Annotated in this window: 23 protein-coding genes; 19 read left to right on the forward strand and 4 right to left on the reverse strand. The window is 44.9% G+C overall.

All coding sequences use genetic code 11. The features are described from left to right. Window positions 1–219: 219 nt before the first annotated feature. From ilvB to G395_RS29935, 12 genes are all read left to right on the forward strand, one after another. Window positions 220–1980: a biosynthetic-type acetolactate synthase large subunit gene (gene ilvB / locus G395_RS0121355; RefSeq protein WP_026631939.1), complete on the forward strand. Its 1761-nt coding sequence runs from the start codon at window positions 220–222 to the stop codon at window positions 1978–1980. 18 nt (window positions 1981–1998) lie between these two features. Then, entirely contained in the window at window positions 1999–2532 is a 534-nt protein-coding gene (ilvN, locus tag G395_RS0121360) for an acetolactate synthase small subunit (protein ID WP_026631940.1), read from the forward strand. A gap of 61 nt (window positions 2533–2593) precedes the next feature. Continuing rightward, window positions 2594–3640, forward strand: a complete 1047-nt coding sequence (ilvC, locus tag G395_RS0121365) for a ketol-acid reductoisomerase (RefSeq protein ID WP_026631941.1) — start codon at window positions 2594–2596, stop codon at window positions 3638–3640. A gap of 91 nt (window positions 3641–3731) precedes the next feature. Next, complete coding sequence (ilvA, locus tag G395_RS0121370) at window positions 3732–4988, forward strand: threonine ammonia-lyase (RefSeq protein ID WP_026631942.1); 1257 nt, start codon at window positions 3732–3734, stop codon at window positions 4986–4988. A gap of 2 nt (window positions 4989–4990) precedes the next feature. After that, the gene (locus G395_RS0121375) at window positions 4991–5839 is read left to right on the forward strand and encodes an AraC family transcriptional regulator (protein WP_026631943.1); all 849 of its coding nucleotides are present in this window, start codon (window positions 4991–4993) and stop codon (window positions 5837–5839) included. A gap of 51 nt (window positions 5840–5890) precedes the next feature. After that, a complete protein-coding gene (locus G395_RS0121380; protein ID WP_035361856.1) occupies window positions 5891–6178 on the forward strand; it encodes a nucleotidyltransferase family protein in 288 nt (95 codons plus the stop codon). Continuing rightward, window positions 6171–6503 carry a HepT-like ribonuclease domain-containing protein gene (locus G395_RS0121385; RefSeq protein WP_026631945.1) on the forward strand — a complete coding sequence of 111 codons (333 nt, stop codon included), beginning with the start codon at window positions 6171–6173 and terminating at the stop codon, window positions 6501–6503. Before G395_RS0121380 ends, G395_RS0121385 begins: the two co-directional genes overlap by 8 nt. Before the next feature lie 199 nt (window positions 6504–6702). Then, window positions 6703–8106, forward strand: coding sequence for a 3-isopropylmalate dehydratase large subunit (leuC, locus tag G395_RS0121390; protein WP_026631946.1), 1404 nt, complete (start codon window positions 6703–6705; stop codon window positions 8104–8106). Between the two features lie 18 nt (window positions 8107–8124). Then, window positions 8125–8721, forward strand: coding sequence for a 3-isopropylmalate dehydratase small subunit (leuD, locus tag G395_RS0121395; RefSeq protein ID WP_026631947.1), 597 nt, complete (start codon window positions 8125–8127; stop codon window positions 8719–8721). Between the two features lie 23 nt (window positions 8722–8744). Further along, window positions 8745–10316, forward strand: coding sequence for a hydroxymethylglutaryl-CoA lyase-like TIM-barrel protein (locus G395_RS29930; protein ID WP_051350290.1), 1572 nt, complete (start codon window positions 8745–8747; stop codon window positions 10314–10316). Between the two features lie 89 nt (window positions 10317–10405). Then, window positions 10406–11476, forward strand: a complete 1071-nt coding sequence (gene leuB, locus G395_RS0121405) for a 3-isopropylmalate dehydrogenase (RefSeq protein WP_026631948.1) — start codon at window positions 10406–10408, stop codon at window positions 11474–11476. Between the two features lie 263 nt (window positions 11477–11739). Continuing rightward, on the forward strand, window positions 11740–12897 hold the full coding sequence (locus tag G395_RS29935) for a 2-isopropylmalate synthase (RefSeq protein WP_084439757.1): 1158 nt from the start codon (window positions 11740–11742) through the stop codon (window positions 12895–12897). A 138-nt stretch (window positions 12898–13035) separates the two neighbouring features. Here G395_RS29935 and purU read toward each other — a convergent pair whose 3' ends face one another. Next, window positions 13036–13845 carry a formyltetrahydrofolate deformylase gene (gene purU, locus G395_RS0121415; protein ID WP_026631949.1) on the reverse strand — a complete coding sequence of 270 codons (810 nt, stop codon included), beginning with the start codon at window positions 13843–13845 and terminating at the stop codon, window positions 13036–13038. Between the two features lie 140 nt (window positions 13846–13985). Between purU and msrC the strand changes: the two genes are divergently transcribed. Further along, window positions 13986–14471, forward strand: a complete 486-nt coding sequence (gene msrC / locus G395_RS0121420) for a free L-methionine (R)-S-oxide reductase MsrC (RefSeq protein WP_026631950.1) — start codon at window positions 13986–13988, stop codon at window positions 14469–14471. A 62-nt stretch (window positions 14472–14533) separates the two neighbouring features. Here msrC and G395_RS0121425 read toward each other — a convergent pair whose 3' ends face one another. Continuing rightward, window positions 14534–14830 carry a muconolactone Delta-isomerase family protein gene (locus G395_RS0121425; protein WP_026631951.1) on the reverse strand — a complete coding sequence of 99 codons (297 nt, stop codon included), beginning with the start codon at window positions 14828–14830 and terminating at the stop codon, window positions 14534–14536. A 283-nt stretch (window positions 14831–15113) separates the two neighbouring features. Between G395_RS0121425 and G395_RS0121435 the strand changes: the two genes are divergently transcribed. From G395_RS0121435 to G395_RS0121460, 5 genes are all read left to right on the forward strand, one after another. Then, window positions 15114–15683 (forward strand): RNA polymerase sigma factor, encoded by a 570-nt coding sequence (locus G395_RS0121435; RefSeq protein WP_026631952.1) that lies wholly within the window; start codon window positions 15114–15116, stop codon window positions 15681–15683. Continuing rightward, on the forward strand, window positions 15652–17211 hold the full coding sequence (locus tag G395_RS0121440; RefSeq protein WP_229204248.1) for an outer membrane beta-barrel protein: 1560 nt from the start codon (window positions 15652–15654) through the stop codon (window positions 17209–17211). Before G395_RS0121435 ends, G395_RS0121440 begins: the two co-directional genes overlap by 32 nt. 78 nt (window positions 17212–17289) lie before the next feature. Continuing rightward, complete coding sequence (locus G395_RS0121450) at window positions 17290–18525, forward strand: serpin family protein (protein ID WP_026631954.1); 1236 nt, start codon at window positions 17290–17292, stop codon at window positions 18523–18525. Between the two features lie 193 nt (window positions 18526–18718). Continuing rightward, complete coding sequence (locus G395_RS0121455; RefSeq protein ID WP_026631955.1) at window positions 18719–20014, forward strand: LVIVD repeat-containing protein; 1296 nt, start codon at window positions 18719–18721, stop codon at window positions 20012–20014. A gap of 24 nt (window positions 20015–20038) precedes the next feature. Further along, window positions 20039–20626 carry a hypothetical protein gene (locus G395_RS0121460; protein ID WP_026631956.1) on the forward strand — a complete coding sequence of 196 codons (588 nt, stop codon included), beginning with the start codon at window positions 20039–20041 and terminating at the stop codon, window positions 20624–20626. Here G395_RS0121460 and G395_RS0121465 read toward each other — a convergent pair. Beyond that, the gene (locus G395_RS0121465) at window positions 20623–21735 is read right to left on the reverse strand and encodes a glycosyltransferase family protein (RefSeq protein ID WP_026631957.1); all 1113 of its coding nucleotides are present in this window, start codon (window positions 21733–21735) and stop codon (window positions 20623–20625) included. The genes G395_RS0121460 and G395_RS0121465 overlap by 4 nt on opposite strands. Beyond that, window positions 21732–22604 (reverse strand): UDP-2,3-diacylglucosamine diphosphatase, encoded by an 873-nt coding sequence (locus G395_RS0121470; protein WP_026631958.1) that lies wholly within the window; start codon window positions 22602–22604, stop codon window positions 21732–21734. Before G395_RS0121470 ends, G395_RS0121465 begins: the two co-directional genes overlap by 4 nt. Window positions 22605–22781: 177 nt before the next feature. Here G395_RS0121470 and G395_RS0121475 point away from each other — a divergent pair, with 177 nt between their 5' ends. Then, a complete protein-coding gene (locus tag G395_RS0121475; protein ID WP_026631959.1) occupies window positions 22782–24233 on the forward strand; it encodes an energy transducer TonB in 1452 nt (483 codons plus the stop codon). The last annotated feature ends 122 nt before the right edge of the window (window positions 24234–24355 follow it).

Raw genomic sequence — 24355 nt, forward strand, 5'->3', positions numbered from 1 at the left:
AACAAAAGATAACTACTCGAGAATAACAAAGGCGTTCGGGAAGTTTGGAATGCTAATGTTCGATATGACTGAAGACAATTTCTTGTCAAACCCAAGATTCGATGTTTTCACTTTTGGAAGAGCACCTGTTTCGATAGACATCATTACCAATTTGAAAGGCCTGGAATTCAATTGTGCCTTTCAAAATGCATCGGATCACATTAAATAAATAGAGGAGTCATGGGATTTAATGAAAATCAAACACAAACAATGCAGGTGATCGAGCCGGTGGCTTCGATTGCTAAGCCGGAGTTGATCAATGGTTCACATGCGGTGATCCAGTCGCTGATCGCGGAAGGGGTTGAGACCATCTTCGGTTATCCAGGTGGAGCGATCATGCCGGTGTACGACGCGATTTATGATTATCAGGAGCACATTAACCACATCCTGGTGCGCCACGAGCAAGGTGCGGCACACGCAGCAGAAGGTTTTGCGCGCATCACAGGAGAAGTGGGCGTCTGTCTGGTAACATCCGGCCCAGGTGCAACGAATCTCGTAACCGGAATCGCTGACGCAATAATCGATTCAACACCAATGGTTTGCATTGTAGGTCAGGTGGCTTCTCATTTGCTCGGAACGGATGCATTCCAGGAAACGGATGTGATGGGCGTTACCATTCCGATCACGAAATGGAATTACCAGATTACCAATGCGGACGAGGTTCCTGAAATCATAGCAAAAGCATTTTATATAGCAAAATCCGGCCGTCCAGGACCTGTCCTGATCGACATTACCAAGGATGCGCAGCAGAAATTGATGACCAGACCATTTGTTCACAAAAAATGTGAAAAATTGGTAAGTTACCATCCACGTCTGTCTCCTAAGGATGAGCAGGTTGCGGCGGCTGCGAAATTGATTAATCAGGCAAAACGCCCGTTCCTGTTTTTCGGACACGGCGTGCAGATTGCTAATGCAGAGGCTGAATTGATCCAATTCATTGAAAAAACAGATATTCCAGCGGCTTCTACATTGCTGGGACTCTCTTCTGTTTCTTGCGACCATCCTAATTATGTGGGTTGGCTGGGAATGCATGGAAACTACGGAACCAATGTGTTGACCAATCAATGCGACGTCATCATTGCAGTGGGCATGCGCTTTGATGACCGCGTTACGGGGGATTTGAGCCGTTATGCGAAGCAGGCGAAAGTCGTTCACATTGAAATCGATCCTGCGGAAATTGATAAAATCGTCAAAGCCGACGCACCGGTTGTTGGTGACGCCAAAAGAGCGTTGGAAATGTTGCTTCCATTGGTGAAGGAAAACAAACATGAAGCATGGCGCGAGGAATTCAAACGTTACGATGCCATTGAGGATCAGAAAATTACGCAGCCCGAACTTGCTCCGACAACGGAAAAGATCAAAATGGCTGAGGTGATCCGCACGCTTTCTAATAAAACAAAAGGCGAAGCGGTGATTGTTGCGGATGTGGGTCAGCACCAGATGATGACGGCGCGTTACTATCAGTTCAAAAAAGCGAACTCTTTCATCACTTCCGGCGGATTGGGAACAATGGGTTTTGCATTGCCAGCATCCTTCGGAGCAAAAGTAGGAGCGCCTGACCGTGAGGTTGTTGCCATTATTGGAGACGGTTGTTTCCAAATGACAATCCAGGAATTGGGAACCATTGCACAAAGCGGCCTTCCGGTTAAGATCATTATTTTAAATAACAATTTCCTGGGGATGGTGCGCCAGTGGCAACAGCTTTTCCATCAGAAACGCTATTCATTTGTTGAGCTGCAAAATCCTGACTTTATCACCATTGCAAAAGGTTTTGGTATAGATGGCCACACTTGCGATGCCAGGGAAAACCTGAACGATTCGCTGGACAAAATGCTGGCTTCCGATAAGCCTTATTTATTGGAAGTTTTGGTAGAAAAAGAAGAAAATGTGTTCCCGATGGTTCCAACCGGAGCTTGCGTGGCAGATATCAGATTGGAATAATATAGACATTAATTGATCATGACAACATACACCATTTGTGTTTTTACAGAAAATACGATTGGTATTCTGAACAAGATTACCACCATTCTGACACGCAGACGCATTAATATTGATAGTCTTACAGTTTCCGAAACGGAGCGTAAGGGCATTTCAAGGTTTACCATCGTCATTCGCCATGAGTCGCGTGATGCAGTTGAAAAGCTCGTCCGCCAGATCCGTAAAGTGATTGAGGTGCTGGCTGTTTTTGGTTATCTCAATGACGATATCGCTTATAATGAGATCGCATTGTTTAAAATCTCAACGCCAATCGGCGCCAAACCGCTTGACATTGAGACCATTAATAAAACTTATAAAGCGTGGGTCGTTTACTGGCATCTGACTTATGTGATCATCCAAAAAACGGGCACGGAAGAAGAGATTTTTGAATTCTTTGACTATATCAAACCACATGAAATCCTGGAATTTGTAAGATCCGGCCGTGTTGCGGTTAGTAAATCGCCTCAAACGCTTGTGGATTACCTTCCTGAGGCTGAGTGGGAGTATTATCAGTAACCGGTCAACTTTACCTAATATTGTTTTTAAATCGAGTAATCAATAATCCAATCAATAATCAATGGCAAAATTAAATTTCGGCGGGGTCGAAGAAGAAGTAGTAACCCGTGAAGAATTTCCTCTTGAAAAGGCACGTGAAGTACTTTCTAATGAAACCATAGCTGTAATTGGTTACGGCGTACAAGGCCCAGGCCAAAGCTTGAACATGCGTGACAACGGATTCAATGTGATCGTTGGACAACGTAAAGGAGGTAAGTCGTGGGACAAAGCCGTTGCTGACGGATGGGTGCCTGGCGAAACACTTTTCGAATTGGAAGAAGCATTGGCAAAAGGAACAATCATTTGTTACCTGCTTTCTGACGCCGCTCAAATTGAATTATGGCCGACTGTTAAGGCAAACCTTACTGCTGGAAAATCGTTGTATTTCTCACACGGTTTTGGTGTGACTTACAAAGATCAAACCGGAATTATCCCTCCTGCTGACGTAGACGTATATTTGGTTGCTCCAAAAGGATCAGGAACTTCACTTCGCCGCTTGTTCGTAGAAGGAAAAGGCTTGAACTCTTCCTTTGCAATATTCCAGGATGCAACGGGTAAAGCGCGTGAGAAATGTATCGCAATGGGAATCGGTGTTGGTTCAGGATATTTGTTCGAAACTGATTTCTACCGTGAAGTTACGTCTGACCTTACAGGCGAGCGCGGAACATTGATGGGTGCGATCCAGGGAATTTTCGCAGCACAATATGAAGTGTTGCGTTCGAATGGTCACTCACCATCAGAAGCATTCAACGAAACAGTTGAAGAATTGACGCAATCATTGATGCCCCTTGTTGCTGAAAACGGAATGGACTGGATGTATGCAAACTGCTCTACAACAGCTCAACGCGGTGCATTGGACTGGTGGAAACCATTCCGTGACGCTACTAAGCCTGTTTTTGAACAACTTTACAACTCTGTAAAAAGCGGCGAACAAGCAAACATCTCTATTACACGGAACTCACAGTCTGACTACCGTGTGAAACTGGAAGAAGAATTGGCTGAGCTTCGTGAATCAGAAATGTGGAGAGCCGGCAAAACAGTTCGCAGCCTGCGCCCTGAGAATAATTAATTAAATTCTTTGCCGGGGGCTTAAGCCCCCGGCAATTGTTGAAAATAGATATGAAGCTTTGCGGCATGCAAGGCTTTTTTCATTAACAGTAATGGATACAGCTCACTCCGCCCCAACATTAGATAATATTTTCCTCGCCGCTGAAAGGCTCCGGGGCATCATTAATCACACGCCTATCTTTTATAATGCGCATCTTTCTGAGCAATATCAGGCCAACATTTATCTCAAAAGGGAAGATTTGCAAACTGTTCGCTCCTACAAAATCCGCGGTGCTTATAACAAAATGGCCAGCATGTCCGCGGAGGCACTTGCGGGCGGGGTCGTGTGTGCGAGCGCAGGCAACCATGCACAAGGCGTAGCATATGCGTGCAGGAAAATGCAGGTGAAAGGAGCGATTTTCATGCCTACAACCACGCCGGCGCAGAAAGTAAAACAAGTTAGATTGTTTGGTCAGGAATGGATCGAAATCCACTTGGTAGGTGATACTTATGACGATGCTTATTATGCCTCCAAAGAATATCAAACCTTGAATAATGCCGTCTTTGTGCATCCATTTGATGATTTGCAGGTGATTGAAGGGCAAGGAACGGTGGGTTTAGAAATTTTCAAAGATGCTGATTTCAAAATCGATTATTTGCTGATGGCGATTGGCGGCGGAGGCCTTGCATCCGGCATTTCAACCGTTTTCAAGCAACTTTCACCTAAAACAAAGCTGATAGGCGTGGAGCCGGAAGGCTCGCCGACCATGTATCAGTCGATGCAAGACGGGCACGTTGTTACTTTGGAGCACATTGATAAATTTGTCGATGGCGCGGCAGTGCGCAGGGCCGGTGACATTACATTCGAGATTTGCAGTAAAAGTCTGGACAAGGTAATTCTGGTTCCGGAAGGCAAAGTTTGCTCATCCATTTTGCAGCTTTACAACGAAGAAGCCATTGTTGCCGAACCTGCAGGAGCACTTACTGTTGCCGCATTGGATCTGATAAAAGATGAAATCAAAGGCAAAAACGTTGTTGCACTCATCAGCGGAGGCAATAATGACATTACCCGGACCGAAGAAATCAAAGAGCGCTCGTTGCTTTACGAAGGCCTGAAACATTACTTCATCATCCGCTTCCCCCAACGCTCCGGCGCATTCCGGGAATTCCTAAACGTCCTCGGCCCAAACGACGACATAGCCCGTTTCGAATACGTAAAAAAAACCAACCGCGAACAAGGCCCCGCATTAGTTGGCATTGAGCTGAAAAATCGGGAAGACTTCGCACCATTAATCGAACGAATGGATGCTAATCGGATTGTTTACGAGTATTTGAATGATCAGCCGGATTTGTTTCAGTTTATGGTTTAGCTATGCTTCGCGTTCCATCCGATATCAGCTCGCAGGAATTTGAATCTTTGAAGATTCAGGATATGACTTTTGTTGCTTATCGCAATGAGGTTTATCCGTCGAAGTATGACGTGTTTTTTGAGGAACATGCAGTGATTGTGGTTTTGGAGGGGGAGAAGAAGTTTACGAGTCCGACGCAGGAGGTGCATGTCGAGAAAGGGGACATTCTGTTTGTTCAGCGTGGTTTTTACCTGATGTCAGAGTCGATTAACGAGGCTTATAAGAGTTTGGTTTTCTTTTTTGATGAGAAGCTTTTGAAGGAGTTTGTTAGCCTGCATCCTGAGCTCTTCAATCCGGCTAAGGCTACACCAGTTCTAGAAAACCCTATTTTGCTGTTGAAATCAGATGATAATTTCGAGAAGTTTATTCAATCGGTTTTCCCTTATTTCCGATCACGGACTGAATTAAAGAATCATTTTCTACGATTAAAGTTTCAGGAGTTACTGCTGCATTTGTTGGAACTGGACAATTCAAAACAACTCCGCGCGATTCTTTACAGCCTGTACAAAGGAGAAAAAGCCGATTTGTCGTTCCTGATGAACAGTTATTATCTTAAACCACTCACACTAAACGAACTAGCACGTCTTTCAGGACGCAGCCTATCCGCATTCAAAAGAGATTTCCAAGACGAATTCAACACCTCCCCAGCGCTTTGGCTTAAAAACAAAAGAATCGATTACGCCGATTTTCTATTGAGAAACAGCACTAAAAACGTTTCGGAAATCAGCACGGAGATCGGCTACGAAAGCGTTTCCCATTTTATAAAGACTTATAAGGAGAAGTTCGGTAGGACGCCGAAGAAGCAGGCGTAATTTGGGATTGTGTTTTGAAAAGCCTAGCTTCATTGTCATAATGTGCTTGCCATGACTACACAGACCGTATTAGATAAATTGAGCAAATCAAAAGGCTATTTTTTCAAGAAATATCCTTTAAAATCAATGGCACTTTTCGGCTCCTATGCACGAAATGATGCCAATGCTAGCAGTGATGTGGACATTCTCGTCGAGTTCTCGGCCCCTGTCGGTTTTGAATTCATTGATCTTGCTATTGAACTGGAAGATGTTCTTCAAACGAAGGTAGACCTTGTAAGCAAAAAAGGATTGAAAGCCCCACTACTGCCTTTTATCGAAAAAAGTTTAATCTATGTCTGAGCGGGCGCCTTCTATATTATTTCTGGATTCGGTTGAAACGGTTCTGGAATATACATTGGGCATGAGCTTTGATGATTTCTTGGCAGATCGGAAAACGCGGGATGCGGTGATTAGGAACATTCAAGTCTTGGGTGAAGCCGCCAATCGCGTTCCAAAAGACATTCGTGAGCAATATCCGGAGATTGAATGGATGCGGATCATTAGATCAAGACATATTCTGGTGCATGATTATGCCGGAATTGATTACGAAATCGTCTGGCGCATCATCGAAATCCATTTGCCTCCTTTGAAAGATGTGCTGCTTAAAATGACCGTCGGGCGCTAAGTCGTAACCGCCAATAACAATTTCCGCTCAAACTTATCTGAAAAACCAAAATCACTATTTTTTGAACCTTTAACGTTATCGTTATTCGGTTGAATTTGTGGTAATTTGTAATCTCAGTTCTCCTTTTGAGAAAAGGGCGGTTTGGATCGCAATTTCTTAGAAGTCAGTCTTGAAGAGGCGAAATTTTAATAATAAAACAATGAGTAATCAAGCAAGTACCCTTTTCGACAAGGTGTGGGACGCACACGTTGTACGCAAAATTGAAGATGGTCCGGATGTGTTCTTCATCGACCGTCACTTTATCCACGAAGTAACCAGCCCGGTTGCGTTCCTGGGTCTGGAAAGCAGAAATATTGGTGTAATGTATCCTGAAAGAACATTCGCAACTGCCGACCACAATACACCGACAATCAATCAACACCTTCCGGTTCAGGATGCGCTTTCTGCAAATCAATTGAAAGCACTGGAAACCAACTCATTAAAATACGGAATTTCACACTGGGGCCTTGGCCATGCCAGAAACGGAATTGTGCACGTGGTGGGCCCAGAAAATGGAATTACACTTCCCGGCATGACGATCGTTTGCGGGGATTCACATACATCTACACACGGCGCTTTTGGCGCAATTGCCTTCGGTATAGGCACTTCTGAGGTTGAAATGGTGCTTTCGTCGCAATGCATCATGCAGCCGAAACCTAAGAAAATGCGTGTGAATGTTAACGGAACATTAGGAAAAGGAGTGACGCCGAAAGACGTGACGCTTTATGTTATTTCCAAACTGACAACAGCCGGCGCAACGGGTTATTTCGTTGAATATGCAGGAGACGTTTTCAGAAATATGAGCATGGAAGGCCGTATGACGGTTTGTAACATGAGCATTGAAATGGGTGCGCGCGGCGGTATGATCGCTCCGGACGAAACGACTTTTGCATACATTAATGGCCGTGACCAAGCTCCAAAAGGAGAGAAGTGGGACGAGGCGCTTGCTTACTGGAAAACACTGAAAACAGACGAAGGTGCTGTTTTTGACAAAGAATATACTTTCGACGCTGCCGACATTGAGCCCATGATCACTTACGGAACGAATCCGGGAATGGGTCAGGGAATTTCCAGGAATATTCCGACTTCGGAACAAGTTGAAGGCGGAAAATCTACCTACGATAAGTCGTTAGCTTACATGGGTTTTCATGAAAATGAATCCATGTTGGGCAAGAAAATAGATTATGTTTTCATCGGAAGCTGCACCAATGGGCGCATTGAAGATTTCCGGGCATTTGCTTCGATCGTAAAAGGTCGTAAAAAGGCTGATAATGTGACGGCTTGGGTTGTTCCGGGTTCACACATTGTGGAGGCTCAGATTAAAGAAGAAGGGATTTTGGACATTCTTACCGAAGCTGGATTTGAGCTTCGTCAGCCAGGATGTTCGGCTTGTCTGGCGATGAATGATGACAAAATTCCGGCTGGAAAATATGCTGTCAGCACGTCAAACCGCAATTTCGAAGGTCGCCAAGGCCCGGGCGCGAGAACGCTTCTCGCTAGCCCGTTGGTGGCTGCGGCTGCGGCAGTGACCGGCGTTGTTACAGACCCACGTGATCTTCTTTAATTCAAACCAGACATTAACATGGCTTACGATAAATTCACAGTTTTAAAAAGTACGGCAGTTCCTTTGCCGATAGAAAATGTTGACACTGACCAGATTATCCCTGCGCGTTTTCTGAAAGCGACCAAGCGCGAAGGATTTGGCGACAATCTTTTCCGCGACTGGCGTTACAATGGCGATGATACGCCGAAGACGGATTTCGTCTTGAACAATCCAATTTACAAAGGAAAAATCCTGGTAGGCGGGCACAATTTCGGAAGCGGATCGAGCCGGGAGCATGCTGCCTGGGCGATTTATGATTATGGTTTCCGTTGCGTCGTTTCCAGCTTTTTTGCAGATATTTTTAAAGGTAACTCATTGAATATCGGTATTTTGCCTGTTCAGGTGAGTGCAGAATTCCTGGATAAAATTTTCCAAGCTATTGAGGCTGATCCGAATGCAGAATTCGAGGTGAACCTTGATGCGCAGACGATCACGATCGTGGGCTCCGGCGAATCTGAATCTTTCGACATCAATGGTTATAAAAAACATAACATGATGAATGGCTTCGACGATATCGACTATCTGCAAGCCATGAAAGGGGAAATTAAGGAGTTTGAAGCACAGAGAATTTATTAATAGCCGACGGCCGCACGCCTCCTATGAACAGCCGCTATATTGAAATAATGGACACGACACTCCGCGACGGTGAGCAAACCAGCGGCGTGTCGTTTTCCGCATCAGAAAAGTTGACGATTGCCCAGATCCTGTTGCAGGAAGTGAAGGTGGATCGCATTGAAATCGCTTCTGCCCGGGTTTCGGAAGGGGAATTTCAGGCGGTTCAGAAAATCACGGAATGGGCGAAAGTTTATGGTTTTCTGGATAAAATTGAAGTCCTGACGTTTGTAGACGGTGACGCTTCCATTAATTGGATGCTGCAATCGGGTGCGCGGGTGATGAATCTTTTGACCAAAGGTTCGCTGAATCATTTAAAACATCAGCTCAAAAAATCACCTCAGGAGCATTTTGAAGACATTCGAAAGGTAATTGAGCTGGCTGAAAACAGCGGTATAGATTGTAATGTCTATCTCGAAGATTGGAGCAATGGCATGCGGAATTCGCCCGAATATGTGTTCCAATCGCTTGATTTCCTAGTTACCCAGCCGGTAAAACGGATTTTGCTACCTGATACGCTGGGCATTTTAACGCCTTCGGAATCCTATACTTTTGTAAAGTCCATCGTTGACCGTTATCCAAACAGCCATTTCGAATTCCACGCGCATAACGACTATGACCTGAGCATTGCGAATGTCATGGAAGCATTGCGAGCTGGGGCGCACGGGCTGCATTTGACGGTGAATGGCATGGGTGAAAGAACGGGCAACGCCCCGCTGGCGAGCACGATTGCCGTGATCAATGACCTCATGCCGGAGTTCAAAACGTCTGTCAATGAGCGCTCATTATACACGGTTAGCAAGCTGGTTGAAACATTTTCTGGTGTCCGGATCCCATCTAATAAGCCAATTGTCGGTGAAAGCGTTTTTACCCAGACTGCTGGCATCCACGCCGATGGTGACAAAAAGAACAATCTGTATTTCAGTAAGTTAATGCCTGAGCGTTTTGGTCGTCAGCGGCTTTATGCTTTGGGCAAAACTTCCGGAAAAGCGAACATTGAGAACAATCTGAGAGATCTGGGAATTTCACTTTCAGACTCAGATCTTAAAAAAGTAACGCAGCGAATCATCGAACTGGGCGACCGCAAAGAAGCGGTGACGCCAGAGGATTTGCCCTATATCATTTCTGATATTCTGGCCAGTAATGCTATTGAGGAGAAGGTTGTCATTGTCAATTACGTGCTCACGCATTCTAAAAATTTAAAGCCTTCTGCCACATTGCAAATCAGGTTTGAAGAAGAAATTTTCGAAGAAAATGCCCAAGGCGACGGTCAGTATGACGCCTTTATGAATGCGTTGAAGAAAATATATTGCCGTAAAGGAATCAGTTTGCCCATGCTGACGGATTATGCAGTGCGCATCCCACCCGGTGGAAAAACAGATGCCCTTTGCGAAACGATCATTACTTGGGAAATCAACGGCAAAGAGGTAAAAACCAGAGGATTAGACTCCGACCAAACCGTCTCAGCCATCATGGCCACGCAAAAAATGCTAAACCTAATAGGCATTCCCGCTGGCCCGGAACTAATCGGCGAGATTCCGCTGGTTAGCGTAATTTGAAGTTTTGTTATAGATCAAATATAAGATTTGCCGCCGCTTTTGGCGAAAATGAAAATGTTTAAATAATTGATTATCAATTCAAACAATTAATGAAGAAAAATATTCTAATCGTTCCGGGGGATGGAATCGGACAAGAAGTTACAGAAGTTGGAAAAAGTGTTTTGGTGAAAATTGCTGAGAAGTTCGGACATGAATTCAGCTACGACGAGGCATTGATGGGCCACGTTGCGATTGAAGCAACCGGAAATCCGCTTCCTGACGAAACCCTCGAAAAAATGCGCAACTCGGACGCGATCCTTTTCGGCGCCGTGGGCCATCCTAAATATGACAACGATCCGACCGCCAAAGTTCGTCCGGAGCAGGGCTTGCTGAAAATGCGTAAGGAGCTTGGTTTGTATGCCAATTTGCGCCCTATCAAGTTGTTTGATGAGCTTTTGAGTGCGTCTTCGATTAAGCCTGAAATCCTGAAAGGTTCGGATATTCTTTTCTTCCGTGAGCTTACGGGTGACATTTATTTCGGTGAAAAAGGCCGTAAAAACGATAATAACACTGCCTACGACATTGCGGAATACAGCAGATACGAAGTAGAGCGCATTGGCCGCAAGGCATTTGAAGCGGCGCGCACGCGTGGCAAAAGATTAATGTCAGTTGATAAAGCTAACGTTTTGGAAACAAGCCGTTTGTGGAGAGAAGTGATCCAGGCGATTGCTCCTGAATATCCGGATGTTACGGTTGAACACCAGTTTGTGGATTCAGCGGCAATGTTGCTGATCAAAGATCCAAGACGCTTTGACGTTGTGGTAACGGCCAATTTGTTCGGAGACATTCTGACGGATGAAGCGAGCCAGATTGCAGGTTCAATGGGCATGCTCGCATCGGCTTCGGTAGGAGATAGCACGGGCGTTTACGAGCCTATCCACGGTTCTGCGCACGACATCACGGGAAAAGGCATTGCTAATCCGCTGGCCTCTGTTCTTTCTGCTGCATTGTTGCTGGACATTTCATTTGGCTTGAAAGAAGAATCGGATGCGATTATCGCAGCGGTTGATAAGCTTTTGAAAGATGGTTTCCGTACAAAAGATATTTCTGATGCTTCAACGCCTGCGCATTTGCTTTTGAACACGCAATCAGCTGGTGCTGAGCTTTTGAAAAGAATCTGATATAAAAGAAGTTTTGCCAAATAATATTTGTTTGAAGGAAAACTTATGTTTTATTTGCAGAACAAAATGTTGTTAGCGAATTTTCGCAACCTGATATCATGAACGCACTCGCATTGAACCTTAATCTCCTGAATTTGCTGATACCGTAAATACGGGAAAGGTTATGTTTTGATTCGTTTGAAACCCTTTCTCTAATCCGGAAAGGGTTTTATATTGTTTGAAATTTATTAAATTCGTATCCATTAAAATTTTAATACCCACCAATGAGTAATCGAGTCCAGATCTTCGACACAACTTTGCGAGACGGCGAGCAGGTTCCAGGCAGCCAATTAACGACAGAAGAAAAGGTTGTTGTAGCCAAGCAGCTCGAAAAACTCGGTGTAGACATTATCGAAGCCGGCTTCCCGGTTTCAAGCCCTGGAGATTTTAATTCTGTTGTCGAAATATCCAAAGCAGTGCGCGAGCCTATCATTTGCGCGCTTTCGCGGGCGGTGCCGGGCGACATTGATGCAGCTGCTAATGCATTGCAATATGCACGTCGCGGACGCATTCACACGGGCATCGGTTCTTCGGACATTCACATTCAGCACAAATTCAATACGACACGCGAAAAGATCCTCGAAAGAGCGATTACGGCCACGAAATATGCAAAGACCAAGGTTGAGGACGTGGAGTTTTATTGCGAAGATGCAGGACGTGCGGATCTGGTTTTCCTTGCGCAACTTGTTGAAGCTGTCATTGGTGCAGGCGCGACGGTGGTGAACATTCCGGATACGACGGGATATTGCCTTCCGGACGAGTATGGTTCCAAAATCAAATACATTTTCGAGAACGTTTCGAACATTCATAAAGCTGTTATTTCCATTCACTGCCATAATGATCTTGGCCTTGCAACGGCGAACTCAATTGCCGGCATAAGCCAGGGCGCGCGCCAGGTGGAAGTTACAATCAATGGAATTGGTGAAAGAGCCGGAAACACTTCTTTGGAAGAAGTTGTGATGGCATTAACCGTTCATAAGGAGCTTGGTTTGGAAACGGGAGTAAATACACAATTTATTTATCCAACGAGCCAGCTGGTTTCCAAAATGATGCGCATGCCGGTTCAAGCAAATAAGGCGATTGTAGGACGTAACGCGTTCGCACATTCATCCGGAATTCATCAGGACGGTTTCTTGAAACACCAATTGACATATGAAATCATGAACCCGCAGGATGTGGGCGTGGACAAATCAGACATCGTGCTTACAGCCCGCAGCGGTAGACATGCTTTGAAGCACCGCCTCGAATTACTTGGATTCAGCTTCGACAAGCCAGCATTGGACGAATTGTATACAAGATTCCTTGAAGTGGCCGATTTGAAGAAGGAGGTGAACGACGCAGATCTGGTTGATTTAGCACGTACAGCCATCCCTGTGGAATAATTAGAAAATCATTAAAAAGCATAACCCATTGAATCTGAATTTGATGTTTTAAAGAATTATTTGTAACATTACATATTCAATAACATCCATCAGATTGCAAAAAGCCCTCGGTGATTCTGACTAAGGGCTTTTTTCTTGTTACAGGATAATGGTTCGGTTGCCGTGAATGAACACGCGATCATTGAAAACCAGCTTCAACGCCTTCGACAAAACGCCCTTTTCCGTGTCCCTTCCCAATGTAGCCATATCCGACGCAGTTTGCCGGTGATCCACTGATTTTACGTCTTGCGCAATGATGGGCCCTTCGTCCAGATCGTTGTTTACAAAATGCGCCGTGGCCCCAATAATTTTGACACCACGCTCGTATGCTTGCCTGTAAGGATTAGCGCCGATAAATGCCGGAAGAAACGAATGGTGAATGTTGATGATCTTATCCGGGAATTGATTGACAAAATTTGGCGTGATAACGCGCATGTATTTGGCCAAAACCAGATATTCCGGCCGGTAAATGTCCAGTGTTCTCAAAATAGCTTCTTCGTGCTCTTCCCGCGTGCGGTTTTCGTGGGAAATGAAGTGAAAAGGAATGCCAAATTTGCCTACGAGCGGCTGTAATGTGTTGTAATTGCTGATTACGGCCAAAATTGTGGCATCCAGCTCGTCAAATGCGTATCTGATCAAAAGTTCGCCTAAGCAATGGTGCTCCTTAGTCACCATAAGCACAATGTCCTTTTTCTTTTTAGGATTGATGCGAAGGTTCAGGCCGGCAGGCAAGTCAGATTTCAGAACGTCCATTAACTTATCAATGTCCGTCTCGCCCTCAAACTCCGTCCGCATAAAGAAATATTTGGATGGGCTTACATATTCATCATTGCGGATAATGTTCTGATTATGAGCAAAAAGGATGCGGGTAACCTGGTAAATCAAGCCCTTGTGATCGGGGCCGTCCATTAATAGGATATGTCTTTGGATCATTCGTTTTAAACTAAATGGACTTAAAATTAGTATTTAACCCGTTATCTTTTCCAAAGGTCACGGTAACTAATCGTCTTCCAGGCCTGTTTCAATAATTGACAAAGATATTTACCAATATGGCAGAAGAACTAATAGTACCCACAAGCACAGACAGAGCGACGGTTTACAGAGCCCTGTTTCCACAAATTGAAGCATTAGTAACAACAGAAAGTGACCTCATCGCCAATCTGGCTAATGTTGCTGCGGCGTTGAAGGAAGCATTCGGCTTCTTTTGGGTTGGATTTTATATCGTAAAAGAAGGCCAATTAGTGCTCGGGCCATTTCAGGGCCCGATCGCCTGCACGCGCATTGCATTCGACAAGGGTGTTTGCGGAGCCAGTTACTCCCAGAAAAAAACATTAATAGTGCCTGACGTTGAAGAATTCCCGGGCCACATTGCCTGTAATTCCGCTTCCAAATCAGAGATCGTTTTACCCGTTTTTCACCGGAATGGAACTGTGGCTATGGTGCTGGATGTGGATAGTGATGAATTAAATGATTTCAGTGAGGTCGATGCCGAAGAATTAGGCAAGATTATCAGACTTATCGAGCGAAAACTATAATTGATTTAAAGCAAAAAGCCCTGCTACGGTCTCGTAACAGGGCTTTTTGTATGGTCTTTGGCCTAGTTCAAAGAAAACATCGGCAACCTCAGTGCAACCACATTGTTGAACATGAGTTTGGAAATTTTTGGATCCATATAATCAATCAGCGGGAATTCAGACACAAGTGACATTACTTCAAACTCGCTGTCTGCTCTTACCACGCACCAAAGTCTGGAGTAATCTTCCGAAAGGGCATAGGACATCAGCCGTCCCTGCTCCATCATTTCATTAATCTTTTTTCTTTGAGCAGGTATTTTCGCTGTAAAATCTTCCGACATAACAGCCGGAAGTTGAATTTCAACCATGTATTGGCTCATAGGTGATAGAAGTTAGGTGTACAGAAATACCTTAGCGTTTACTTCACTTGTAATAAAAGGATATGTATCAATGATTAGTTCCTGCATGTAATGTAGCAAACATTATCAAAAAACCTTTTTTACTTTTTCCAACCATTTCAATGTGCATCGTGTCAAACCTAATACGAATTGCCCTGGTCAGAATTGTGCAATGCGTTAGCCATGAAGCAGTATTCATCTATCTTTGGGATAGCGGTGCTGATTTTTATAACAATAAACCGAACGAAGCACCCCTAAACTTCGGATGACCTTTAACGAACAGGAATTAGTGCAAGGCTGCAAGCAGCGCAACCGGTCTGCCCAAAGACAACTTTATGATGTCTTCGGGGGCAAGCTGTTTGCTATATGCCTGCGTTACACTAAAAACCGGACTGATGCTGAGGATGTTTTACAGGATGCTTTTATTAAAATTTATGAAAATATAGATTCATTCAGAAACGATAGTCCATTAGAGTATTGGCTCCGTTCTGTAGTAGTGAACACAGCATTGAACCATCTGAGGCAGCAGAAATATCTGAAAGACCTCGATGACATTGATTTATACCATAATGGCATTGCTGATAGGGAAGTAACATTGGGGGATTTTCAGTTGAAACAACTTTTGGAAGTCATAAAAGAGTTGCCAACCGGATGTCAGACCATATTTAACCTGTATGCCATTGAAGGTTATCAGCACAATGAAATAGCCCAAAAGCTGGGCATATCAGAAGGAACCTCAAAGTCGCAATATGCGCGGGCGAGAGGGCTTCTTCAACAAAAATTGAACAAAGAAAAAAGATTTAATGATGGATCCGTCCGAGATAAACAACTTTGAAGATCAGTGGCGAAAGGCTTTGAAAGAAGCCTCCGAGGCTCCTCCTCAATCAGTTTGGGAGGGCATAGAAGCGCGTCTCGATCAGCAGGATAAAGGAATGATATTGCCGCTTTGGTGGCAGTCATCGAAGATATGGTATGCCGCAGCCTCTATTGTAGCACTGTTGCTGGTAGGCGGTGGGATTTGGTATTCCAATTCAGGAATGAGCGAAAATAAAATCAATACTGAAATTGCTGCCAAACAAAATGCAAAAGAGACTGTAACGACTGACAAGCAGACGCCGGAGGCTGGAACAGGAGAGGCTGAAACAAGCGCAGATGCAAAAGCCAATCCACAAGCCGAGACAAGTGCTCCAACTGAGAAAAGTCAACAAACTGAAACAAGCGCAGATGCCGGTCAAGAGCAACTGGCAGTTGTGAAAAGCAAGAAGGGAAGCTCAACAGCTATTCGTAAGCCTGCCATCAGCAATGCAAATCAGACATTAGCATTTGAAAGATCGACAGAAAGCGCCGCTTCGACGTCAGCCGAAAAACCAGCTTTTACGGACACTAAGACACCGGCGGCTTCGGTCATAGATAACAATGCAGGCGTTGCTAATGGTGTGGCAGATGTTGCTAATGCTCCGGCAAATGTTGCGAATGCTCCGGCCGAATCCACAATGGCGCTCGCATTATTGCCTACAACGCCTTACAGCGACCTGGACATTCACATGCAGAAGCGCTATGTGTTTTTCCAGCCTGACGTTATCAAGGAAGAGCCTCTTGCACCAGCAAAACAAACCGAATATTACGCTGGGCTAAGCCTTATGCCGGCTTCTTTCAATCCTAATCTTACTATAAAGGAAGCCCCTGTGGGCTTTTCAGGACAATCATTATCCATGCGGAGAGCTGTTTCCGGAACGAGCGAAGCAGGTGCCTCTTATGCCGTACAAACACAAGGTGGGATGAAAATTTCCAAGCATTGGTCCCTGGAAATGGGTGTGAGTTATCTGAAAGGCAATTCGACTTATGAAGGCGGCGGCTATGTTTTGAATGCATTCAGCAACAAGTCTGCGAATGTTTTGGAGAATGCCTATGCAGGCGTAGCGCCGGGTTATGCAGGATTGAATGGGGATAAAGCCGCGGATTTTGTTAATAACGGCGCACTTTATATTGATGTGGACAAAGCAGTAAGTAACAATTATCAATATTTGCAGCTGCCCGTCCAGGCCGGATTTACGATTTATCCGGAGAAAAAGTTTAACGCTTCTATTTTGGGCGGTATGATGGCTAATTTCTTCCTCAGCAATGAGCTGGAATCAGCGTCAGGTGAAATTATCACTACCAAGGCCAGCGATGAGATTTACAGAAGCATGAACTGGGCAGCCACAACCGGCCTGCGGTTTAATTACAGGCTTTCCCCGCGCTGGAATGCAAACCTGACTGGGTCGTACCAGAAATCGGTAACCTCTGGTTTCCGGTCTACGCAGAGCTTGGATTCACGCCCGTATCTGTACGGCGTTTCATGGGGAATGCGCTATTCTTTTTGAAATAAATCCAAATCAGTTCCAACCATTTTTTGATTTTGAGTTTCTAGGATAATGTAGATTAAAAACAATCTATTAGCCATGAACAAGATTCTTAAAACATTACTAATCCCAGGAATCATTGCCGGTACGATCATCAGTTGTACCAATGACAATCCGGGTCCGGATAATTTACCGGACCCGATTTATCCGGTTCAGGTTCCGTCCCGCATTTCAGCAGGGACAAATGAATTTTCATTTCAATTCTTTCACACCTTACAGCAGACAGAGGCTTCGGACAAAAACCTGTTCGTATCACCGCTGAGCCTGCATATGGCATTGGGCATGCTGCTCAATGGCGCCGAGAAGGAAACAGCCGACGAAATACTGAAAAGCCTGCAAATGGAAGGCGTTTCGCTCACAGATCTTAATAATGCTTACAAAACGCTGCTGAACGATCTGCCCATTGCAGATTCGAAAGTGAGCCTTGGCCTGGCAAATTCCCTTTGGTATAAAAGCGGTTTTAATGTACAGCCCGACTTTCAATCTGTTTTGAAGAATTCCTTCAATGCAGAGGCAACCGGTCTTCCGTTCGATGATGCAGCCAAAGACAAGATTAACCAATGGGCAAGCGACAAAACGAATGGTAAGATCAAAAAAGTGATAGAAGAGATCAAGCCTGAGCACGTCATGTTCCTGCTGAACGCATTGTATTTCAAAGGAGACTGGAAATATCAGTTTGACGCCAAGAATACCAGAGAAGAAACATTTAAGCTGGAAAACGGAAGCGGTAAGCCAGTTAAAATGATGTTTACCAAATCAAAATTTAAAACAACCAGCACCGAAACTTATTCGGCGGTCCAGCTTCCTTATGGAAACGGGCAGTACAATATGACATTACTCGTTCCGAGAGGACAAAATACGGTGGATAAAATGCTCACAAGCTTCAGTGCAAGCGACTGGGACCGGATTCGCACAGGAATGCCGGAAGCGAACATTGAGGTAGGCTTACCCAGGTTTACATTAGAATATTCGGCGCAGCTGAAAGAAACTTTGAAAGAAATGGGCATTCAAAAAGCATTTACTACCGAGGCCGAACTGGGCAAAATAAATCCGAAAGCGGACCTGTTTGTGGATTTCGTGAAGCAAGACGCCTACTTAGGCGTTGATGAAAAAGGAACAGAAGCTGCGGCGGTGACTTCGATCGGCGTGGGCCTTACATCAGTTGGCCCGAACCAACAGGTGCTTTGTGATCGTCCGTTTGCATTGATCATCAGCGAAAATACATCGAATACGATACTTTTCATGGGCAGGATCAAGAACCCGGAAAGCAAATAGCAGGGTCTTTCAGCTATTAAGATATTTAAGATAAAAAATGCCGGTAGTCCTGGCATTTTCGGGGTGCGTTATCGTCCGGAGGCCTTGCTTTCGGACGATTTTGTTTTGTATTACAACCAATTACAAAATCAGCGTGTCATGCAATAAGTTAAGTTTAAATGTAATTATTGCTGGCCTCTATAATCTAACTGCTATGAAACCTAATCCTTTACTCTTGTTATTATTTCTTGCTGCAATGTGCTGGTCATGCAACGACCAATGCAAGGAAACGCGTATTACCAGGCGTTTTACCAATGTTACACACTCTCTTTTGGAGCTGCGGACCATGGTTAAGAACGAATCACCGAGAGCGCTGGAACGGCCGGGTAAAATGTACATTAAGGGCGATTATCTTTTTGTAAATGAGATCAAATCAGGCATTCACATCATCAATAACAAAGACAAATCGCACCCCGAATTTATAACCTTCATTCGTATCCCGGGAAACGGTGATATGGCTGTTCGTGACAACATTCTGTATGCCGACAGTTTTTCGGATCTCCTCGCGATTGACATTAGCGACCCTGCGAATCCAAAAGAAATGCAACGGATTAAAAATGTGTTCAAAAACGGCCTTTTCGATGGGGGCACCTGGACATTAAACGAAACAACAGGCGCTATCAACGATCAGAATGTAGATTTTGTCACTGAAACGGTGACTGTAAATTGCGAGGAAGGTGTAAATCCCGGCTGGTGGGGCGGATGGATGAATGACACCTTTGCCCAGTCTTCGTTTTCCGGAGCATCGTCATCGTCATCGGCGCCCAGTTCTGGCGGAAGCAGCGGGAAAGCAGGCTCTATGGCGCGGTTTGCGCTGCATCAGAACTTCCTTTATACAGTGACGCAAAACAGCCTGCATCTTTTTGACGTTGCTATCCCCTCGAAACCAAAAGACTTCTCAACCATAAACTTCGGATGGGGCATTGAGACCATTTTCCCGCACGACAACAAGCTTTTCATCGGCTCCAACACCGGAATGTTCATTTTTGACAACAGCAATCCGGCCGAGCCAAAACAACTCTCCACATTCCAGCATGGCCGCGCGTGCGATCCGGTGGTGGTGCAGGATAACATTGCCTATGTAACGATCAGGACCGGAACATTTTGCCAGGGATCGCAGAATCAGCTGGACCTTGTAGATGTAAGCAATCCTTCCTCGCCGCAGCTTATCAAAAGCTATCAAATGGAAAATCCGCATGGTTTGAGCATTGACTCGCCCATATTGTTCCTTTGCGAAGGCAAGCATGGGCTTAAAGTTTTTGATGTAAAGGATAAATTCAAAATCGACAAAAATCTGCTCGCTCACTTCAAGGATATGGACGCCTTTGATGTGATCTCATTGGGAAAAACATTGCTGCTAATCGGAAAGGACGGGTTTTATCAATACGATTCCAGCAATCCGAAGGATCTGCGAATGCTTAGTAAAATTCCGGTCGGCAAAGCGATCTAGGCATTCCTCCTCAAAACGATCCTGATGAAAAAGTTAGCATTTCTAATAATGGCAAGCTCCTTGCTCATGGCGAGCAGTTTGCATGCGCAGAACAACATTCCGCTGAAATACACGAACCATACCGAATTTGGCGGCCTGTTTGGCAGGGTAAAATATGCCTTTCAAGGCAACCCCGGCCAGAACCAGGTGGATAACAGGTTAAATCTGACATTACAGACATTCAACGGAGTCATGCTGAGCAAACGCCTCGCCGCCGGTGTGACTGTGGGGATAGATTGGTATAAAACAGCGCTGCTGAATCCTATCTCAGCAGGAGTCAGATATGATCTGACGAACAAAGGTGACGTAAAGCTATTCGCAACTGCCGATGCGGGTTACGGCTTTGCATGGTTTCAGGATGACTCGGACGGTTTCGGAACCACCGGCGGGCTCATGTTGAATCCCGGCCTGGGCCTTCGCATGGGCAAGCCGGGCGGCACGGCAGTTACATTCACAATGAGCTATAAACGGCAGGAAGCGCATATTACCAAAGTCCCTCAATGGAATCAGCTGGAACGCTGGGAAGACAGGGTTTACAACCGCTTAGCGCTTAGGTTGGGAATCAGTTTTTAGATCTGGGCAACAGCTGCTTTACTTTTTATGTCGAAAGACTCAATTTCTCTCAAAAACATCGCTTCACCACGGTGATACCAGGCGCGGAATTTTTGCGCCTGGTCCAGGTGTTTAGGTAAATAGTCGAGGATAACAGACAGGTCAAACGATCTCGAAGTGACACCTGCACCGGAAATGACGCCGTCCATGGCATTACATTCCTGTTCAAAATGATTGGGAACGGGCACCATCATTACCGGCTTGCCCAGATACATCGCCTCGCAAACCGATTCAAAACCCGCCGTCGTCACCAGCGCAGTGCAGCTTGCCAGCATTTGGAGGTATTTTTTGCTGTTAATGCGATGAAAAGTTAATGTTTCATCATAAACAAATTCATCGGAAACCTCCGCATTATCCCAAAAACAATGCAATCGCACCTCAGGATGCGCCAGGTGCCATTGGATAATTTGCTTGCTAAGGCTGTGATGTGTCATGTAAACCAGGAAGAAATTCTCCTTAACCGTCTGCATTTGAACCACTTCCTTGCGTAGTAATGGTGGCACAACCGTTATTTTCAGATCATTTCTCGATTCGATCTCCCTGAACGACAACGCAAGGCGCTTGACAGCAAGCCAGGACGTAAGTTTTGAATTGAAATTGATAATCAGCTGATTAACCTTGCTGTTTTTCGGAAAAATGAATTTTGGATGCAGCAAAAGATATTGATGCGCCACACAGACCATTGGAATCTTGGACCGATACAGCAAATTATACAAGCCACTGAACGTCTCGTAAAAACTAATGATCAGATCGGGCTTAATGTCCTGAATAGTGTGATGGATCAGGCGCAGCCCGGCTAAATAGGCGCTATGATTTTTAAGCAAGTTATAAACAGTGGCTTTTAAATTAATCCCCTCAGCCTGGCTGTTATAAACAATGTTAGGTGCAGAGAAATGAAAAACCGGTGCAGCAACCTGTTCCTCAAAAAAAAACGGAATGACGCGTCCGGGCGATACGCCGACCATAGCAGCTGCAACTTCATGTCCGGCATGGCGCAGAATTTGGCTCATTGAAATGGCTTGCGTCAAATGTCCGCGTCCTTCTCCCTGGACCAAGAAAAGGATTTTCATAGGAACCGCTGGTTTTTCCCTGGAAGCAAACTTGAAAATGCAACCTGCTTATCCATGCTAGCCGGGAAGTTTTCAATGATTGTTTTGTCCGCCGATTTTTTAGAAAAACCTTTCTCCTGAACCGTATGCTGGTCATAATATAGCAGGCTCCAGTTTCCTTCAAAATCTTCAACCAATGCACTTAATGTTTCCACCCAGTCGCCGGAATTCATGTACATAATGCCGTCGATTTCGCGGATTGCCGGGTGATGGATGTGCCCGCAGATCACGCCGTCGCAATTTCTGGAACGGGCCAGCTCGGTAAGCTTCTCTTCAAAATCGGTCATATAGTTCACCGCCATTTTCACAGACTGCTTAATGCGCTGTGACAATGAATAATACGATAACCCCCGCCATTCGCGATATCGGTTATAGAGCTTGTTTACCCATAAAAGAAATGTATAACCCATATCGCCCAGGTAAGCGAGCCATTTCAGGTGTGTGGTAATCGAGTCAAAAACGTCGCCGTGTGTAATGTAATATCGTTGAGAACCTGACGTGAGAATGTAATCTTTCCGGATCTGGAAGTGCTTTCCAAGCCTCAGGGGGATGATCTGATCCAGGAAATCGTCATGATTTCCGCGGATGTAAATCACCTTGGTTTTGTTTTCCTCGATCATCTTCAAAACCCGCTTGAAAAACATGGTATGCTTCCGTTTCCAGACCCCATATTTTTTCAATTGCCAGGCATCAATGATGTCGCCGTTCAGGATAAGCTTTTTGCAGGAATAGCTTTTCAAAAAATTAGTAACCTCTTCCGCCTTCGAACCACCTGCTCCGAGGTGTAAGTCAGAAATGATGATTGTTCTGAAGTGAGTTGTATCTCCCATATTACAAATATTCTCATTTAACATTACCTGGATGTTACTGGCAGGTTATCAGATGGTTAAGAATTTGGCTACAAACTCTTAAAACCCGCTTGTAGAAGTATTTAGGCGTTATTTGCGGTTACATATGAACTTGAAAAGAATACTTTTTTTATATTTGATTGAACATTATTAAAAAATATGAACAGACTTCTTCTCTTGCTATGCTTACTCAGCACACCCGTTTGCGGACAAAAAGTCTACCTTCCATATGAAGTCGAAAAGGGCCCGGAGCCAATGGGCGGCATTGCTTATTTAAGCCAATTTATTGCGTCCAATTTGCAGATTCCATTTTTAAGCGGGGTGAAGGGAATCAATGGCCGCGTTTATGTGAAAGGAATTGTTGAACCGGATGGAAGCATGTCGCAGCTCGAAATATCAAAAGGACTGGATTCCCTGACCAATAAAGAAGCCCTCCGCCTGATGAGCCTGTATAAAGCCTGGAAACCGGCGACAGTGAATGGAGAGAAAGTGCGGCAATCCATGATTTATCCCATTGCTTTTAAAACACCTCCCAATGCTGCGTTCGACAGTACCAGATCTGCGCTCATAAATTATTTCGATGGCCGTTTCAGGGTTGCAAAAGATCCCAAAAAGTATGAATACAGGAGTGTAATGGCCGTTAATGATCAGGGTTATATCAACAATGATGTGATCTATGAGCAATTGAAGGGATCTAAATGGAAAGAGGTTGCCCGTGTTCCTTTTAAGAAGAGAGAAATTTGGTATCACCCAGATTTTCAGCAAAGTGAAATTGACTCCGTGCAAGCTTACCAGATTATTGCCAGGGATGATAATGGGGCCAGTCACTCGTCAGAAGCCACATTTCAGATGAACGGAAAACTGCTCGCTTACACCGAATACGGTCCTGGCAACAAAGCATCATTGATCAAAAAGTATTACCTGAATGGTATGGTAAGGGATATCACCATTGTTGGTGATAGCGCAAGCCTGCAATTGTCCTGGTATGACAATGGGCAGATCTGCACAGTTACGGAAGTCCCGGCCACGAAAGACAATGAATATCGTGAGCGCATGTTTGCCGATGCCTGGAACAGGGATGGGACTCAGATTGTAAAGGATGGTGAGGGTTATTGGAAGTCAATTACCAGAATCAGCGCATCCAAAGTGCTCATTGAAGAAGGCCCGGTTACAAAGCGTCGGAAAAGTGGAAAATGGTCTGGCAAATGGACAGACGGAACGCTGCATTACGAGGAAACATATGATGATAAGGGAAATCTGCAACAGGGGATCGCTTACGAAGATGGAGAAAAACGGACTTACGATAACGCGATCGTGCAGCCGCAGTTCAAGGGCGGGCTTCCTAAAATGTACAGGTTTTTAGGCGAGAACATCCGTTATCCCATGGACGCATCGCAACGGGGCGTCACCGGCCGTGTATATCTGTCGTTTGTCGTTTGCGAAGACGGCAGCATGTGTGAGTACAAGGTCGAAAGCGGCGTAGGGTTCGGGCTCGACGATGAAGCGTTGCGTGTAGTAAAGAAAATGAGCGGAATGTGGGAGCCTGGCATGATGCGCGGGAAGATTGTCAGGGTCAGATACAATTTGCCAATCAATTTTCAGATGAATTGAATCACCCAATCCGCCACTTATCCAATTCCAAAGCCGGTCAAAAGCTTTGGAATTTTTTTGTACTAAAAATTAACAGAATCTGATCCTGATTCGATAATATTGTGATATCACTTTACTATCAT

The organism is Dyadobacter alkalitolerans DSM 23607, assembly GCF_000428845.1.
In the GTDB taxonomy this organism is placed as follows: Bacteria; Bacteroidota; Bacteroidia; order Cytophagales; family Spirosomataceae; genus Dyadobacter; species Dyadobacter alkalitolerans.

Coding starts and splice junctions, on each gene's coding strand:
- G395_RS0121450 (WP_026631954.1), top strand. CDS start 17,290: ATGAACAAGATTCTTAAAACATTACTAATCCCAGGAATCATTGCCGGT.
- G395_RS0121470 (WP_026631958.1), bottom strand. CDS start 22,604: ATGGGAGATACAACTCACTTCAGAACAATCATCATTTCTGACTTACAC.
- G395_RS29935 (WP_084439757.1), top strand. CDS start 11,740: ATGAGTAATCGAGTCCAGATCTTCGACACAACTTTGCGAGACGGCGAG.
- G395_RS0121455 (WP_026631955.1), top strand. CDS start 18,719: ATGAAACCTAATCCTTTACTCTTGTTATTATTTCTTGCTGCAATGTGC.
- leuB (WP_026631948.1), top strand. CDS start 10,406: ATGAAGAAAAATATTCTAATCGTTCCGGGGGATGGAATCGGACAAGAA.
- ilvN (WP_026631940.1), top strand. CDS start 1,999: ATGACAACATACACCATTTGTGTTTTTACAGAAAATACGATTGGTATT.
- G395_RS0121385 (WP_026631945.1), top strand. CDS start 6,171: ATGTCTGAGCGGGCGCCTTCTATATTATTTCTGGATTCGGTTGAAACG.
- G395_RS29930 (WP_051350290.1), top strand. CDS start 8,745: ATGAACAGCCGCTATATTGAAATAATGGACACGACACTCCGCGACGGT.
- purU (WP_026631949.1), bottom strand. CDS start 13,845: ATGGACGGCCCCGATCACAAGGGCTTGATTTACCAGGTTACCCGCATC.
- G395_RS0121460 (WP_026631956.1), top strand. CDS start 20,039: ATGAAAAAGTTAGCATTTCTAATAATGGCAAGCTCCTTGCTCATGGCG.
- ilvA (WP_026631942.1), top strand. CDS start 3,732: ATGGATACAGCTCACTCCGCCCCAACATTAGATAATATTTTCCTCGCC.
- msrC (WP_026631950.1), top strand. CDS start 13,986: ATGGCAGAAGAACTAATAGTACCCACAAGCACAGACAGAGCGACGGTT.
- G395_RS0121435 (WP_026631952.1), top strand. CDS start 15,114: ATGACCTTTAACGAACAGGAATTAGTGCAAGGCTGCAAGCAGCGCAAC.
- G395_RS0121475 (WP_026631959.1), top strand. CDS start 22,782: ATGAACAGACTTCTTCTCTTGCTATGCTTACTCAGCACACCCGTTTGC.
- G395_RS0121425 (WP_026631951.1), bottom strand. CDS start 14,830: ATGAGCCAATACATGGTTGAAATTCAACTTCCGGCTGTTATGTCGGAA.
- leuD (WP_026631947.1), top strand. CDS start 8,125: ATGGCTTACGATAAATTCACAGTTTTAAAAAGTACGGCAGTTCCTTTG.
- G395_RS0121380 (WP_035361856.1), top strand. CDS start 5,891: ATGACTACACAGACCGTATTAGATAAATTGAGCAAATCAAAAGGCTAT.
- G395_RS0121440 (WP_229204248.1), top strand. CDS start 15,652: ATGATGGATCCGTCCGAGATAAACAACTTTGAAGATCAGTGGCGAAAG.
- ilvB (WP_026631939.1), top strand. CDS start 220: ATGGGATTTAATGAAAATCAAACACAAACAATGCAGGTGATCGAGCCG.
- G395_RS0121375 (WP_026631943.1), top strand. CDS start 4,991: ATGCTTCGCGTTCCATCCGATATCAGCTCGCAGGAATTTGAATCTTTG.
- ilvC (WP_026631941.1), top strand. CDS start 2,594: ATGGCAAAATTAAATTTCGGCGGGGTCGAAGAAGAAGTAGTAACCCGT.
- G395_RS0121465 (WP_026631957.1), bottom strand. CDS start 21,735: ATGAAAATCCTTTTCTTGGTCCAGGGAGAAGGACGCGGACATTTGACG.
- leuC (WP_026631946.1), top strand. CDS start 6,703: ATGAGTAATCAAGCAAGTACCCTTTTCGACAAGGTGTGGGACGCACAC.